Origin of the sequence: Polyangium jinanense (assembly GCF_028435265.1) — a bacterium.
GTDB classification, from domain to species: Bacteria; Myxococcota_A; Polyangia; order Polyangiales; family Polyangiaceae; genus Polyangium; species Polyangium jinanense.
In genome coordinates this window covers 269100-284122 of record NZ_JAGTJK010000003.1, presented here as the reverse complement: position 1 = coordinate 284122, position 15023 = coordinate 269100, and the positions used below count along the sequence as shown (strand labels likewise).

General features: G+C 68.4%; 14 protein-coding genes. All 14 read right to left on the bottom strand.

Translation table 11 applies throughout. The annotated features are described in order from the left end of the window. Positions 1–82: 82 nt before the first annotated feature. Complete coding sequence (locus KEG38_RS09800; RefSeq protein ID WP_272418887.1) at positions 83–997, bottom strand: DNA-processing protein DprA; 915 nt, start codon at positions 995–997, stop codon at positions 83–85. 168 nt (positions 998–1165) lie between these two features. Further along, complete coding sequence (locus KEG38_RS09795; protein WP_272418885.1) at positions 1166–1816, bottom strand: hypothetical protein; 651 nt, start codon at positions 1814–1816, stop codon at positions 1166–1168. A 64-nt stretch (positions 1817–1880) separates the two neighbouring features. Further along, positions 1881–2639 carry a hypothetical protein gene (locus KEG38_RS09790; protein ID WP_272418884.1) on the bottom strand — a complete coding sequence of 253 codons (759 nt, stop codon included), beginning with the start codon at positions 2637–2639 and terminating at the stop codon, positions 1881–1883. A 178-nt stretch (positions 2640–2817) separates the two neighbouring features. Next, a complete protein-coding gene (locus KEG38_RS09785; RefSeq protein ID WP_272418883.1) occupies positions 2818–3399 on the bottom strand; it encodes a hypothetical protein in 582 nt (193 codons plus the stop codon). Beyond that, positions 3389–3982, bottom strand: a complete 594-nt coding sequence (locus tag KEG38_RS09780; RefSeq protein WP_272418882.1) for a hypothetical protein — start codon at positions 3980–3982, stop codon at positions 3389–3391. Before KEG38_RS09780 ends, KEG38_RS09785 begins: the two co-directional genes overlap by 11 nt. Then, entirely contained in the window at positions 3979–5028 is a 1050-nt protein-coding gene (locus tag KEG38_RS09775) for an ATP-binding protein (protein WP_272418881.1), read from the bottom strand. Before KEG38_RS09775 ends, KEG38_RS09780 begins: the two co-directional genes overlap by 4 nt. Positions 5029–5086: 58 nt before the next feature. Next, positions 5087–5659: an HMA2 domain-containing protein gene (locus KEG38_RS09770; RefSeq protein WP_272418879.1), complete on the bottom strand. Its 573-nt coding sequence runs from the start codon at positions 5657–5659 to the stop codon at positions 5087–5089. A gap of 34 nt (positions 5660–5693) precedes the next feature. Next, the gene (locus KEG38_RS09765; protein ID WP_272418878.1) at positions 5694–5996 is read right to left on the bottom strand and encodes a hypothetical protein; all 303 of its coding nucleotides are present in this window, start codon (positions 5994–5996) and stop codon (positions 5694–5696) included. Then, positions 5993–8938, bottom strand: coding sequence for a cation-translocating P-type ATPase (locus KEG38_RS09760; RefSeq protein ID WP_272418877.1), 2946 nt, complete (start codon positions 8936–8938; stop codon positions 5993–5995). The genes KEG38_RS09765 and KEG38_RS09760 overlap by 4 nt, the downstream gene beginning before the upstream one ends. Positions 8939–9172: 234 nt before the next feature. After that, a complete protein-coding gene (locus KEG38_RS09755; RefSeq protein ID WP_272418876.1) occupies positions 9173–10480 on the bottom strand; it encodes a beta-helix domain-containing protein in 1308 nt (435 codons plus the stop codon). 84 nt (positions 10481–10564) lie between these two features. Continuing rightward, positions 10565–13450: a TonB-dependent receptor gene (locus KEG38_RS09750; RefSeq protein ID WP_272418875.1), complete on the bottom strand. Its 2886-nt coding sequence runs from the start codon at positions 13448–13450 to the stop codon at positions 10565–10567. 9 nt (positions 13451–13459) lie between these two features. Continuing rightward, positions 13460–13894: an ExbD/TolR family protein gene (locus KEG38_RS09745; protein WP_272418874.1), complete on the bottom strand. Its 435-nt coding sequence runs from the start codon at positions 13892–13894 to the stop codon at positions 13460–13462. Between the two features lie 2 nt (positions 13895–13896). Then, positions 13897–14340, bottom strand: a complete 444-nt coding sequence (locus KEG38_RS09740) for an ExbD/TolR family protein (RefSeq protein WP_272418873.1) — start codon at positions 14338–14340, stop codon at positions 13897–13899. Further along, positions 14297–14998, bottom strand: coding sequence for a MotA/TolQ/ExbB proton channel family protein (locus KEG38_RS09735; RefSeq protein ID WP_272418871.1), 702 nt, complete (start codon positions 14996–14998; stop codon positions 14297–14299). Before KEG38_RS09735 ends, KEG38_RS09740 begins: the two co-directional genes overlap by 44 nt. Positions 14999–15023: the final 25 nt, after the last annotated feature.

Below are 15023 nucleotides of genomic sequence, written 5' to 3'. Positions count from 1 at the left end.
CACCTTCTGATGAGCAAATTGCGTGAGGACGAGGGGAAAACCCGTGGGTCCGCTCCGCTCGACAACGAGCAGGTGGGCCCATCTAGCGCTTGCCCCGCCGGTAGGAGCCGGCGGGGCCCTCTACTACTACGGCCTGTAGTGTCAACGTCAAGAGCGCCCCAGCGACCGCAGGAAGAGGCGCCCTGACCGTATCGCAGATCACGTCCAGGTGCGTAGGGGTATCCCCCAAAACACCAAGAACGGCTTTTTCGAGAGGGCCGAAGGTCCCCTCGAAGGGAAGGGGGAGGTCCCGAGCAGGGGGCCTGGGCTCCGTCTCCGTACGCTTTCGGCGAGGAGAGGGGCCGTGACCCACGGCGCCGAGGACGTCCGCCGCACAAGTGACCGCGCGGGCCCCCATGGCTAGCTCCTCGGCGCAGCCCGCGCCAGCCTCGGACCACGGAGGATGCGGGACAACGCCGAGCGGCCGACCGAGCTTGCGCGCCGCCGCAGCCGCCGAACGAGCGCCGCTCTTCAGGCCCGCCTCGACGACGACGGTCGCGAGCGTGAGCGCGGCAAGGACGTGGTTTCGCGCGAGAAAATGCTGAGGACGCGGGGGGCTCGTATCAGGCAAGCGCGAGAGGAGCGCGCCGCCCGCGGCGAGGACACGATCGAAGAGGGGCACGTGCTCGAGGGGATACGGGCAGTCGAGCCCGGCGCCGGTGACGACGACGGTGCGGCCGGAAGCTTCGAGCGCGGCCTCGTGCGCAGCGGCGTCGATGCCGAACGCGCCGCCAGACCAGATCGCGAAGCCAGCGGAGACGAGGTCGCGGACGAGCACGCGGGTGAAAGCACGAGCGTCGGCGCTGGCCGCGCGGCGGCCGACGACGGCGACGCCGGGCAAGGTAGGAAGAGCGCCGCGCAGGTACAAGGTCGGCGGAGCGCGCTCGGGGGTGGCGAGGGCACGGAGGACAGCGGGGTACGCGGGCGCGTCGGGCGCGAGGACGATGGAGGGAGGCACGCGCATCCATCGACATCAGGCGCTCGCGAGTTGCGTGGAATCGTGCAGAGGGTGTTCTCCAGGCGTCGCGAGCGGCTCGAGGCTAGGAAGGTCGAGCGAGGCGTACATCGTACGTCGAGCGAGGCCGACCGACGCATCGAGCCGCGCAGCAGCTTGGGGAACACCCTCTCAACGATCACGCGTGATCGGTCGAAACTGCTGGACGAGGACCATGCCGGAGCCCTTGCGCACGGTGACCGAGAGGTTGCCGATGAAGGGCTCGAGCAAGGGGAAGCAGTCGTCCCTGCCGCCGATGACGGCGGTGGGCCCATCGCGCACGTCCTGCGCGACGATCTTCACGGGCGCAGGTTCGCCCGTGGTGAGGAAGGCGTCGACCTCGACGACGCCGAGGCCGCCCTGCGCGACGACGGTGACGCAAGCGCCAACCGGATACGAGACGGGCACCCACGCGCGCTCTCCCTCGGCAAGCGTCGCGCCGAACCGGGCTCCCTCCGCGGACATGCCCGCCGTTTCGCCACGCACCGATCCATCAAAGGCAAGCGCGAGGACGCGTGAAGGCTTGAGGTCAGGGAGGAGCGGAAGCGACGGCGCGGCGTAACGCTCGAGGAAGAGGCGCGTGGCCTCGGGATCGGGGACGGGCGCGGGCGCTGTGGCAGCGGCGGAGGCAGGCGCGGAGGCGGAGGCGGAAGCGACGACGGGGACGGAGGAGCGTCCGCGGCGCGGGGGGAGCGGGTCGATGACGAGAGGCTGGGATTCGGCGTGGGAGCCGCAGGCGGGGAGGAGCGTGACAGCGCAGGCGGCGACGATCACGAGGCGCATGCGCAAGTTCCGCTTGACATCGTACGCGATCTGCGTGGGGAGGCGGCGGGACGCAAGCGCGAAGTCACCCCTCGCCTGCCGCTCCGCCCTCGACGTCCTCCGCCTCGGTCAAACCTGCCCGCCTGCGCGCCGTGGGCCTCACCCGGTCTGCGAGCTCCCCCTTTCCCGCGAGCTCGAAGAGCCCCGTCAGGGTGTCTGCGACCCCCTGATAAACCCCGTTCCAAGCTGCGGTCGCCGCGTTCCGCCGCTGCAGCGTCACCTGGGCCTCGCGCTCCTCCCGGCGCACGTCGCCGAGCGCCGTACGAAGCGCGTCGACGCGCGCCTTCAGGCTGTCGGCGAGCGCCTTCGGGTCCACCGAGACGCCCTCCTGCTTCGGCGCCTCGGTGAGAGGGCGGTTGCGCAAGAGGCGCTCGGTGGTGCAGGCGGCCTCGATGAGGTGCTCCGCTTCGCTCGGCGTCTCGCCCGAGAGCCCATACGCGCTCAGGATGGCCGCGCCGTACACGCCCGAGAGCGTGCTGCGGATGCCGATCATGCGCGCGCGGAGCTCGTCCTTGGCCGAGTCCCGCGTGGCCCGCGGCTCGGCGTCGTCGGCGAGCTCGGTCGCGTGCGCCTGGTTCGCCGCGGAGAGCTCGTCCACGGAGCGCTGCGCGAGCGCGCCGAGCGCCTGGAGGAACACGCACATCTGAAAGCCGGGCGGCGTGCCCTCCGGAAACAACGCCCGCTCGATCTGCTCGGCGGTCTCATTGCCATGCACGGAGACCGCCGAGGTCAAAGTGCGCGTGATCGCAACCCGGTCGGAGACGAGCTTGGAGACTTCAGCCATGGAGGGTCCTTTCGTTTCAGGGCGGGAGTGTACACGGGCTCACGAGTTTGGAAGGGCGGTTTTGTTTTGAAAGGGGTGTTGGGAAGTGGCTCGAAGAGGGGACGGCGGGTGAAGGGGCCGTCTCCAAGCTCTGAAGGCACCTCGCCGGGGCCACATCAGCGATCGAAACGGTTCGAGGCTAAGCCGAAGCGCCGCGGGTCGCGCGCGGCTTTCTTCCTTCGCGCAGCCGCAAACCGTAGACGACGTCATCGAGCACTTCGAGAGGGCTCATGAACGGCGCAGGGACCTGCAAATCGTCTGATCCCGGGTGCAAGTGCGAGCGAATGCCCAGCGCCTCGTTCTCGTGCCCCGGAAGGTTCACGTCGAAGCGCACGAACAGGGGGCTCTGGAGGTCCGGAAAGCGGATCTCGAAGTTGTAGCCGAGGAGGACGAGCGGCACTCCGGGCTCGTACGCAACCGTGATGGCGAAATCGAACCAGGCTCCGTCGTCCCGCTCGAAGTGCGCGCGATCCCTCGTGCGCTTCTCGTTCTTTTCGCCGCCCGTGATGGCCACCTGTCCTCTCGGCTGGCCCTCCGACGTGCGCTTCAGGAGCCGCATGATCCCTTGCGGCGGCGTCCTCAGCGCGCCCTGGTCGGCGGCTTGCCAGAGGTGCTGGCGAATCTCCTTGAAGAGCGCATCCGGGCTCTCTGGCAAGGGCGGCACGAGCCCCGTCACCCGTTCCTGGAGCGCATGCCTTCGTTCGCGGAGCTCAGCGCTCAAGGAGATCCCCTCGGTCGAGAAGGACCAGCCACTCGGCGTACTCGGGGTCGCGCGGGAGCTCTCCTCGCTGCGCGAGGCTGACGACATCGTCGTTGGTCCTGCCGGACCACGCCTGCAAGGCCCGCAGCCGTGCTTCTCGCTCCTCGTGCGAGAGGATCGACGAGGACCGATCCCAGCGCCAGAGAGAGCCTCCAAGGAAACTCGCAAAGTTCGGCGCAGCCCGCATCAGGCGCGCGAAGGATTGCTCGCCCATCACGAGGACGATCGCGCCGTCGTGCGCGAGACGGGATCGCAACAGATCGAGGTGCGCCCACTCTGTCCCGGTGAACCCATCGACGCCCGAGACGACGACCGGCCCGCTCGCGTGTTCCTGGATGCGCCGCGTGAAGGCCAGCGCGTCCTTGGGCTCGACGCGCAGAGCCGCTTCGTCACCGAATGACGAAATCTCCTCGCTCACCACCGCCGCCGCGCGGGCAACGTCGGCGTCGGGCGCGAGCAGCGTGAAGAACGCGCCGGGCACCGAGCGCGCGACGACACGCATGGCGAGCTCGTCCGCGCCCATGGGGTTCGGCGTGGTGCTCATGGAGTGGTCGCGAGCTGCGCGAGCAGCGGTTCGAGGGTCGGGTGCACGGCGTAGCGCGTGCGCCCGCCCGAATATTCGAGCACGCGGCGCGTGACGAGCAGCGCGAGATCTTTCTCCGAGGCTTGGATGAAGTTGCCCGTCTTGCGGACGCGCTGGAGGACCTCGATCTCGTCGGGCCCGAGGCCGAGCAGGTGCTTGCGGCCGAAGGCATCAGCGGCGCGGTCGGCTTCGGCGGCGGTGATGGTATCCGAGCCCGAGACATAAGCCTCCTCGCAGGCTGACTGAGCGAGGGCTACGAGGTCTCGGAGCACGCCGCCGGACCATGCGGCGAGGCGGAAACACGTGTCGTCGGGGAGAACTTTGGCTGAGAGGCGGGCGCGCAGGATGCTCACGAGGAATGAACGGCCGTCGGGGTCCTGCTGCACGTCGACCGGTGGTTGGTGGTAAAAGTAGTCGAAGCGGTCCGCGATGGGACGATCGAGGCCGTAGAGGGCGCGCAGCGGCCCCGCGACGACGACGCCGATTCCTATCGAACGGATCACCCGGATGACATGCTCCGCGATCTGCTCGAACATGGCCGGATCCGCGAGGCGATCGAGCGAGTCAAAGAAGATGGTTTGGTGTGGCTTTTCTTGGGCCAGCCGCGCATGGAGTTTGCGCAATTCATCGACCTGCTCCGGCAGCCCGTAATTGATGCTGTCGTCGGGCATGCCCCCGAGGGCGCACTCCGCAAGGTCAAGCAGCGCTCCCGGCCGGAGCATCTCGAGGTCGTAGGTTTCGCTGACGTCAATGTACTTCGCCCACGTATCTTCGAGCTCGTTCAGTTGGTTGCAGGCAACAAGGAGTTGCGTGGTTTTCCCCGACCCAACTCCACCTACGAGTAGATGCGTCGAAGCCGGCCGCAGCCCAACCCGGTCCGTGATCTCCTTGCCCACCGACCGCCCGGGGCGCTCCACGTAAAACCCACGCTCCAGCGCGCGCTCCGGGTTCGCCGCGGCATCCAGCCGCGCCATGTACTCCCGGAACGTCTTCAGGCGGCTCGTCACGGCGCGAGTATGCGGAAGGGCGACATCCTTGTCCATCGCCCTCCCCGCCCGCTCGCCGCTAATCCAGCCCCCCATCCGTAGCGACCGCCCTTCCCTCCTGCTCCACCGCTCCGGCGTTGAACGTCATGAACGACCGGATCGACCACCACACCAGGTTGAACCAGGCCGGCGCCGGCAGCTTCCGCGTCACGCCGATCTCCACCAGGCCGAGTGAGAAGAACAGCACCGGCATCAGCGTCCCGAGGTCCGCGCGGTGATCGAGCGCGCTCCGCACGTCGCTGTTGATCTCGGCGAACGCGTGCGCCACGGCCTTCGCCACGCGCGTCGGGCCCGGCAGCGCGTCGTGGCCGAGGTCCGTCAGCTTGCGGCCTTGCTCGTCGCGCTCCTCGGCCACGAGCCGCGCCAGCATCGCGCGCACCGCCTCGGCGTCGAGCGTCCCTTCCTCGCGCTCCACGATCACCGAGCCCGTCCACGGACGAATCTCCACGCGCTCGCAGCTCGGATCCATCATCGCGAGCTTCTCCGCGACGCGCAGGCACGCGTCGCGGTGGCCCACGATCGCCCGGGATCGCAGCCGCACGCGGCGCGGAAGGCTATGGACGAGCTCACTCCACTGCTCGCTGGGTATCACGTCTCTCCTCCCCTTCCCTCTCGCTCGACTTCACTCAGTGCGACGCGGATCCGGGCTGCGCGTTCGCCGCGCCCGGCACGTGTTTGCCGTTGCCCGTGGTCGCGCCCGCGCGACGGCGACGCGGCGCCTCGCGCAGGTGACGCGCGCGCTCTTCCACCTCGGCCCACAGGTCCTCGGCGTGCTCGCGTTGCCGCTCCACGACGGCGCGACCGAGCCGCGCGAGGTGCAGGCCAAGCGCCGCGATCTCCACGACCGCAGGCTTGAGCCGCTGCGCGGTCCCCAGCACGACGACCGCGCTGCCGAATCCGAGAATGAACGATGGCGTGTGAAACTTCATCGACGAGCCTCCTCCTCGAACATCACGGGCGACGACGCCCATGATCCCGGCGCGTACCGATCGGCCCCTTGGATCAGGGTCGATCCCGCCGGCATGTCGCGTCGCTCCACGACGATCGGAGCCTCCGGGTTGAACAGTGCTTTCCCTTCCCGCGCGAGCGTCGGGAGCAGCCCGAGCAGCACCGCGATCGAGAGATCGATCGGACCGAGCGGCGTCGTGCCGAGCACGCGACGCAAGCCGGGCAGGCCGAGCGCCGCCGCCTGCAGGCCGAGGCTCGCCACGAGCGCGCGCTGGAGCTCTGGGTTCGGCAGCGATCCGCTCGATCGACACGACCGCGCGTGAAGGAGCTGCGCCACGACGAGCGACGCGAACGACATCGTGCGAGCCCGCGGCAAGCTCGCGCCGGGCCCGACGGCCCCGATGCCATACGCGGCGAGCGAGATCGTCGCCATCTTCGCGGCCTCGCGCGCGAGCTTCTTTCCACGCGCCGGCCCGAAGAGCGGCGCTTGCGGATCACGCGGGGGCCTGCGCATCACGTCCGCGTCCGCAGGCTCGATCGCCAGCGCGAGCGCGGGCGCGACGTCCGTCAGCATGTTGATCCAGAGGAGCTGCAGCGGGCCGAGCGGCTCGGCGCCGACGACCGAGCCGGCGAGCATGACCATCACCTCGCTCGCGTTCGTCGCGACGAGGTACTCGATCGCGCGCCGCACGTTGTCGTAGAGCCTCCGGCCCTCGCTCACCGCGTCCGCGAGGCTGCCGAGATCGTCGTGCGCGAGCACCACGTCCGCGACCGCGCGCGCGATGTCCGTCCCGCGCTCGCCCATCGCCACGCCGACGTCCGCGGCCTTCAGCGCCGGCCCGTCGTTCACGCCGTCGCCCGTCATCGCCACGATCGCGCCGGCGTCCTGCAGCTCGCGCACGACGTCGAGCTTCGCCTCGGGTGTCACGCGGCTGTAGACATCGGCCGGGCTGATCCCGAGCTCGGCGCCGATCGCCTGCGCGGTCCGCGCCTGATCGCCCGTCAGCATCATCGTCCGCACGCCCGCACCGGCGAGCACCGCGAGCGCCTCACGTACCCCGCGCCGCGGCGGATCACGCATCCCCACGAGGCCCGCGAGCACGAGCGGCGCTTCGTGGGTCCTCTTCGGATCGCCGTCCTTCCGCCACGCGAGCGCGAGCACGCGGAGGCCCCGCGACGCCATCTCTTCGTTCATCGTGAGGAGCCGCGCGCGCTCGGCAGGGTCCACGCTCGCGCGCTCGATCACCGGCTCGGGCGCGCCCTTCACGAGCTCGATCCGGCCGAGATCCGGGTGCTCGTGCACCGTCACCATGAACGGCCGATCCGCGCTGCGTCGCTCCTCGCGCACCCGCTTCGCCGCGCCCCTTCGGCGCCGCACCGGGTAGCCGATCGCCATCGCGAACTCGACGAGCGCGCGCTCCGTGCCGCTGCCGCTCGTGATCTCGTCCCGCTCGTCGAGCTCCACATCCGCGTTCAACGCCGCGATGCGCCCGATCTCCCGCAGCGACGAGACCGACACGCGCCGGCCGTCTTCTCCGATGAGCCCGAGCGACGGAGGCGCGCCGTTCTCGACCGACGTCGCGCCGTACTCGACCCGCACGAGCCCCTCGCCCGGTAGGAACACCTCCGCGACGCGCATGCGGTTCTCGGTGAGCGTCCCCGTCTTGTCCGCGCAAACCACGCTCACCGCGCCGAGCGTCTCGGCCGCCGCGAGCCTGCGGATCACGATGCCCTTGCGGTTCAGCCGCTGGCTCGCGAGTGCGAGCGCCGTCGTCCCCACCGCGGGAAAACCTTCGGGGATCGCCGCAACGCCGAGCGCCACGGCCGAGCGCGCGAGCGCCGCGAGAGGCTGACCACGCAGAAGGCCGAGCGCCGTCACCGCGATCGAGCTCCCGAACGCGAGCGTCGCGACCCTGCGCCCGAGCTGATCGAGCTGCTGCTCGAGCGGCGCTGCACGATCGGCCGTGTGCGACAGCGCGCGCTGGATCGCGCCGAGCTCCGTCGCCCTGCCCGTCGCCACGACGATCGCGCGCGCGCTCCCCGTCGCCACGACCGTGCCCGCATAGAGCATGTCGTCCCGATCGGCGAGCGGAGCGCTCTCGGCCACCGCGGCCGTATCCTTCTCCGCGGGCTCGCTCTCGCCCGTCAGCGTGCTCTCGTCGATCGACAGATCCGAGGCTTCCACGATCCGCGCGTCCGCCGCGATCGCATCGCCGGCGCGCACGCAGAGCACGTCGCCTGGAACGACCTCGCTCGCCGCGACGGTCGTCTCCACGCCGTCGCGCAGCACGCGCGCCCACTCCACGCGGAACTTGCTCCACGCGTCGAGCAGCTCCTCCGCACGCGACTCCGTAAAATATCCGACGACCACGTTCGAGCCCACGACGAGCAGGATCGCGCCTGCTTCGAGCAGATCGCCGAGCAGCACGGACAGGCCCGCGGCGCCTGCGAGCAGCGCCGTCGGCACCGTGAAGACCTGGCCCGCGAGGATCTCGAGCGACGTGCGCGGTGCGACGCCCGCGAGCACGTTCGGACCGACCTCGCGCAGGATCCGGTGCGCCTCGATCGCCGAAAGGCCGCGCTCCAGATCCACCGAAAACGCCTGCGTGAGCTCGTCGATCGAGCGCGCGTGCCATGGCGTCGTCGGGGTCGCTTCCTCCTCGTCCTCGGCGCTGCCGTTCGCCCCGTACGTGCGCATCACGTCGCGCACCGAAGCGGCCGCGCTCTCGGCGAGCCGTGACAGCGAGGGCGGCGGCGGCCCCTGCGAGTCCTCGTGCTGCGCGAGGAGCGCGAGCACCTCCGCGCGTGACGTCTCCGCGTTCGGCGCGAGCACGCAGAGCACGGTGCCCGCATGCTCGTTTGCTCGCGCCTCGGTCACGCCCGGCAACTCGCCCAGGGCGCGCTCGATCCGCCTCGCGCGCACGGGCTCTCCGAAGAGCCCAGCCACCTCGACCCTGAGGCGCTGCTCGCTGTGCACCGCGCGCCCAGAGGGCTTGCCAGCATGTCCCATTGGCGCGCGCCCTCGGGTGAGGGCGCGCCACTTCATGATCGCCGAACGCACTCGGGGGCGCGCACGCAAAGAGCGATCCACGGCGCGATCACGCGCGGTCGTGCGGGCGCGGCGGTTTGGCGGGCGGACTCTACGGAGCTTTTTCGGCTAGTTCGGCGTGAACGAGATCCAGGCGCCGTCGAGCCACGTGTCGTCCTGCGAGAACGCGCCCGCGTAGCTCGCCTTCGTGTCGAAGAAGCCGTCGCTCGGCGGCGTCACGGCGCCCGTCGTGAGCGTCGCCTTCGGCCGGAAATCAGGCGCCTCGCGATCGTAGGGAGCGACAAGCATCGGGTCGACCTCGACGTTGCCGCTGTCGGTGAACCACTTGACCTCGTCGAAGCCCATATCGTCGTCCTTCTCGGAACCTTCGCCTTCGGGCGTCTCCACGTACGCGACGTTTTGCGCGAGATTTCCGTGGAAGATGGCCCCTTCGAGCGACACGGTCGACGCGTCGCGGACATCGATGCCGGCCTCGAAGCCCGTGGCGACGATGTTGTACAGACTCGCCTTCGTCGCGCGGCGCAGAAGCATCGCGTACTGCTGCTTGTCGACGTCCACGTTCTTGCCGACGAGCGTGGCGTTGTAGATCGTGGGCTCCGAGATCGGCGCGTTCGTCGTGCCCATCGCGTCGTTGTCACCCTCGAAGGCGTTCGTGTCGTCCACCGCGGCCGGATCCTGCTGGACCACGACGAACTGGAGTTTTCCGGTATACCCGAGATCCCAGTCGATCCCGTCGTCCTGATTGTACGTGCAAACCAGGTGCTTCGCGTTCACCGTGCCGCCGAAGAACTCGAAACAATCGTCGAGCGTGTAGCGGACCTGGACGTAATCGATCGTCGTTCCGCTGCCGACGCCGGCGAGCGTGAGCCCGTTGATCTCATTGTCCGTCGAAAGGAGAATTCCGCCGAATTCGATCCGCACATATTTCAGCACGCCGCTGTTGTCTGCCGGGTCGGTCCCGCCGTATTCGGTCTCCGCGCTCGCCTCGATTCCCTCGACGTTCGCTTTTCCGCCGGTCACGTTGATCGGCGCTTTGCCGAGCAGGATGACGCCGCCCCAATCGCCGGCAGAGCGGTCGCCGGGCTCGCTGCGGCTCGTGAAGACGATGGGCTCGTCCTTCGTGCCCTCGGCGTGGATACGAGCGCCCGGGTCGATGACGAGCGTGCCGAGCGTGGACTTGTCGCCCTTGATCGTGGTGCCCGGCTCGATCGTGAGCGTCGCGCCCGCGCGCACGTGCACGATTCCCCGCAGGAGCCAATCCTGGTCGGCCGTGAGCGTCAGATCCGACGTGATGTTCGCCGGGATCTCATTGCCCTTCGCGGGAGGCGCCGGGGTTTGTCCGTTCTCGTCCCCGCCGCAGCCGATCAGACTGGCCGCCAAAAGCGCGCTCGTCGCAAGCAATACCTTCGATCGCATGGTCGGTGATTCCTCCGGCCGCGCATTCTGGTGGTACTGCGTGACGCCATTGCAGGGCGCGCGTAACGATCTCGCGACAACCCGTCAATTCTGGAAGGTAGCGCTCAAGGTGAACGTCGCACCGGGCTGGAATTGCTGCACGACGTTCGTCAAGTTGGGAATGTCCTCGTGGGCGACGTTTTCTTGGCTTGGCCCCTGCGTGAACACGACGGGCGCGAGCAGGAGATTCTCCGCCGAGAGCTTCAGGTCCACGTATTTACCGACGCGCTGGGCCACGGTCACGTCGAGCAGGTGGCGCGGCTGCTCGTAGACGTCCGGGAGTCCGTCCATGCCCACTTGCGCGATGCGCCGACCGTAGACGTTATAGAGCACGCGGACGCGCGTCCCGCGCTTGTCGCTCGCGTAATCGAGCCCCGCGTTCACCACGTACGGCGATTGCCCGGCGAGCGGGCGGACGTTGCTCGTCTGCACCCCCTCGCCTTCTTCGAGGGAGACACGCGAATGCACGAGCGTCAAATTCGCAAGCACGCCGAGATCGGCGAGGATCGGGCTCACGAACGCGAGGTTTTTCCGCAATTCGAGCTCGATGCCGGCGTTCTGCGCCCCCTTCGCGTTCCGGTACGACACGATGCCGCGGCTCGACGGCATGATGATCTGCTCGATTGGCTTCGTGAAATCCTTGTAGAACACGCTGATCGCCGCGACCTCGGCGAGCGTCGGGAAAAACTCGAAGCGCAGGTCAGCGTTCACGATCGTGGTGCGGTCGAGATCGGGGTTGCCCTGGTTCTCGCGGGCGCCGAAGTAATCGGTGAACGAGAACGGCGCGAGCTCGCGTAGCTGCGGACGCGCGACCGTGCGCGTCACGGAGGCGCGCAGGTTCGACCGCTCGTTCGTCTTGAAAACGAGCCCGAGCGAGGGAAGCAGGTCCGTCGTGGAGAGCTCGACGTGCTGGGGCACGAGCTTCGACGGATCGATCGTATCGAGCCGCTGGGACGACGCCTCGACCCGCGCGCCGAGCACGACGCGCATCCACGGACGGATCGAGGTGTCCGCCATGAAGTACCCCGAAAACATGCGCTGCGTCGCGTCGTACGAGTCCGTCGTCCGCGTGTACTCCGTCAGGGAGAGGGAGCTCCCGATGTATTCGTTCGTGAAGAGCTGATCCGGCGGCAGCGAAAGCGCCGCGGCCTCTTCCGTCGTCTCCGGCGTCGGGATGTACCGGAAGCGCCGCGCGTCGAAGGCGCGGCTGCGAACCTGCACGAGGCCGCCCACCTTCACGCGCGTCGGCGAATCTCCCTTCCGGATGGGCTGCGTGTAATGCACGGCTCCGCCGAGGGCCGTCTCGGCCTGGCTCGCGTAGAAATGCATTCCGGAGAGCGTCGTGCTTTGCCACGCCTTCCGCCCGTCGTCCGCCAGGTACACGTTCTCCCGCGTATCCGGCTCGTCGCTCGTCGCGGCGGACGCTGTCAGGTTCCATTCGAGCGTCGCGTCATTCGCCTTGCGAATCTTGTGCTCGCCCGCGAGCTGACCGAACGTGAGCGAGCGGCTCACGAAGCGGAGGCGCGTATCGTAGGCAGTGCGCCCCGGGCCGCCCTCCTCGGCGCGCCCAGCGATCTCGCGCGCCTCGTTCTCCGACGAACGGCTGTGCAAGCCGATGAGCGAGACCTTGTGGTCCTTCGCATATCGGTAGGTGAGCCCCGCAAAGCCGCCCCAGGACACGACGTCGAGGCCCGTCTCCACGCGGTAATCGTTCTGCAGGTCCAGCTCGTTCGATATGTTGGTATCGATCGTGAACGTCCGAAGGATCTCGCCGCTCCGGACCTGGAATCGCCGCCCGTACGTCAGCGCCGCCATGTAGCCGAACTCATGCTCGTCGCCGAACCGGTGCGTATTGCCGATCGTGAAGTTACCGCTCATGTTCGGCAACGCGGTCGTGCGCGAGGTCGTCATCGGGCGATTGAGCATGCGTCCGAACTCGTCGGCCTCGCGCTGGGTGACGAGTGATCCATCCGGCTTCACATCGCCCTTCCCGACCTTGTAATCGGTGGGGATGCCCGGCGGCAGCGCCCGCGTCCCGTCATCGATGCCGAGGAAATCGGTCCCGCCACCCGCATACGTGAGCCGACTCCGGAACGTCGTCTCCGAGTTGGCCCCGAGGTAAAACGTACCGCTGATCGTGAACTTCTCGGGCAGCTCGCGCGTCGACACGCGCACCGAACCGCCCGTGAAATCGCCCGGCATGTCGGGCGTGAACGTCTTGACGATCGTCAGATCGCTGAGGACCGTCGTCGGGAAGAGATCGAACGGCACCGCCTGCCGATCCGGCTCGGGGCTCGGCAGCGGCACGCCATTCAAGAGCGCATTCGTGTACCGATCGCCGAGGCCACGCACGTACACGTACCTCTGCCCGACGACGGACGCGCCGACCACGCGCCGCGCCGCGTCTGCCGCATTGCGATCCGGCGTCCGCGCGATCTCCTGTGCGCTCACCGCGTCGCCCGTGTGCGCCGCGTTCTTTCGGAGGAGCGTCTGCGCCGCGGCCGAGGCCCGGTCCGGGTCCGCCTCGATCTCGACCACGATCTCCTGCTTGCTCTCCTCCGTCGATAGCGTGACGTCGACCTTCTCGACCGTGCCGGCCGTGACGCGCACGTTCTGCACGCGTTGCGCCTTGTAGAGCTGATAAAAGACGCGAAGTTCGTAGGTACCCGGCGCGAGCTCCAGCCGGTATCGACCGTCGAAATCCGCGATCGCCTTCTTGTTCGTCCCGACGACCGAGACTTGCGCGTCGATCACGGGCTCCTTCGTCTTCGCGTCCGTCACGACGCCCCAGATGACGCCTTTTCCGGCGGGCGCGGGGCGGGACGGATCCTCCTCGCCGAGGAGCGCTTCGTCCGCCCCTTCCTGGGCCAGCGAGAGCGCCGGCAAGAAGAGCGTGAGCGCAGAGGCGAGTGTCGCAATGGTTTTTCGCATGGGAAAAAGTCAGCCGCCGAGCTTCTCGGTCAAGATTGCAATGCCCTTGGCCCCGCCCCTCTTCGCGATATCCATCACCTCGACGGTGATCCCGTACGGCGCGTCGTCGGCCGCGTCGAAGTAGAGGAGCTTGTCGCCACGGGCCGCGAAGATCCGTGTGAGCCGATCTCGCAGCTCGGCGCGCGAGACCTCGGTCTGGTTGATGCGGATCGCGCCCTTCGCGTCCACCGTGACCACCACGGGTTTGTCCGCGTCCGGCGGCGGCGGCTCGTTCTTCGCGTCTTCGTCCTTCTTCGGCAGGTTCAGCCATAGCTGCTTGTTCAGCAGCGGCGTCACCACCATGAAGATGATGAGCAGCACGAGGACCACGTCGACGAGCGGCGTGACGTTCATCGCCGGCGCGATGGCGCCGTTTTTTCCGCCCGAGGAGACGTTCATCGCCATGGCTAGCTCTCCTCCCCCGCGCCCTTGCCTTTTTGGCTCACGCTGAGCGCGACGCCCGTGTAGCCGGCGCGCTGGCAGGCGGCGAACGCGTCACGCATCTTCGCGTATTGCACCGTCGCGTCACCCTTCAGGACGACACGCCGATCCGGCTCCGTCCCGTGCATCGCTTTCAATCGCGCTTCGAGCGCCGGCACGTCCGCGAGGACCTCTTTTTCAATGAAGAGGTTGCCGCGCGCCGTGAGCGTCACCGTGATCGGGTCGAGCTTCGATTTGTTCTCGTCCGGCTGAATCACGGTCGGCAGCTCCACGCGCTCGCCGTGCTCAAGCTCCGGCGCGATGACCATGAAGATGATGAGCAGCACCAGGACCACGTCGACGAGCGGCGTGATATTGATGTCCGGCTCAGGCTGCTTCTTCGAGGAGCCGCTCTTCACTTGCGCGCCCATGCTGGTTCTCCATGTCGTCGAGCAATTCGCCAGCGCTCCGCTCGAGCGCCGCCTCGACCGCCGTGATCTTGCCGGTCAGGTAATTGAAGAAGAGCACCGACGGAATGGCCACCGAGAGGCCGAGCGCCGTCTCGATGAGCGCCTCCGAAATGCCCGCGCTCACCGCGCCGAGCCCGCCGGAGCCCGTCGTCGCGATGCTCTGGAACGCCGTGATGATACCGACGACCGTGCCGAGCAGCCCCACGAACGGCGCCACCGATCCGACCGAAGCGAGCACCGAAAGCCCACGGCGCAAATCCGCCGAAAGAGCCTCGCGCCTGCGCTCGACCTCGCGCCGCGCGAGCTCGACCGGCGTCAGATTCCCTTCACCCTCGCTCTCCGCGCGGAGAAACCGCCGCATCGCCGAGGAGACGAGCCGCGCAAGCGCCGAGAGTCGATATCGGTCCGAGACCCGGAGGAGCGCCTCCGTATCCCAGGCGTCGAGCAGCGGCTGCGCTTCCTTCACGAAGGCGCGCGTCTCGGCGTTCATGCGCGCGAGCGCGATCACCCGCTCGACGACGACCGCGATGGTCGCGATCGACATGAGCACGAGCACGAAGGCGATGAGCTTCGAGACGAGGCCCATGCTCGCCCAGATGTGCGCGAGATCGAATTGCATGGTTTTGCTCCTTGTCGAACGGTAA

Coding starts and splice junctions, on each gene's coding strand:
- KEG38_RS09755 (WP_272418876.1), bottom strand. CDS start 10,480: ATGCGATCGAAGGTATTGCTTGCGACGAGCGCGCTTTTGGCGGCCAGT.
- KEG38_RS09740 (WP_272418873.1), bottom strand. CDS start 14,340: ATGGGCGCGCAAGTGAAGAGCGGCTCCTCGAAGAAGCAGCCTGAGCCG.
- KEG38_RS09795 (WP_272418885.1), bottom strand. CDS start 1,816: ATGCGCCTCGTGATCGTCGCCGCCTGCGCTGTCACGCTCCTCCCCGCC.
- KEG38_RS09790 (WP_272418884.1), bottom strand. CDS start 2,639: ATGGCTGAAGTCTCCAAGCTCGTCTCCGACCGGGTTGCGATCACGCGC.
- KEG38_RS09750 (WP_272418875.1), bottom strand. CDS start 13,450: ATGCGAAAAACCATTGCGACACTCGCCTCTGCGCTCACGCTCTTCTTG.
- KEG38_RS09780 (WP_272418882.1), bottom strand. CDS start 3,982: ATGAGCACCACGCCGAACCCCATGGGCGCGGACGAGCTCGCCATGCGT.
- KEG38_RS09735 (WP_272418871.1), bottom strand. CDS start 14,998: ATGCAATTCGATCTCGCGCACATCTGGGCGAGCATGGGCCTCGTCTCG.
- KEG38_RS09745 (WP_272418874.1), bottom strand. CDS start 13,894: ATGGCGATGAACGTCTCCTCGGGCGGAAAAAACGGCGCCATCGCGCCG.
- KEG38_RS09765 (WP_272418878.1), bottom strand. CDS start 5,996: ATGAAGTTTCACACGCCATCGTTCATTCTCGGATTCGGCAGCGCGGTC.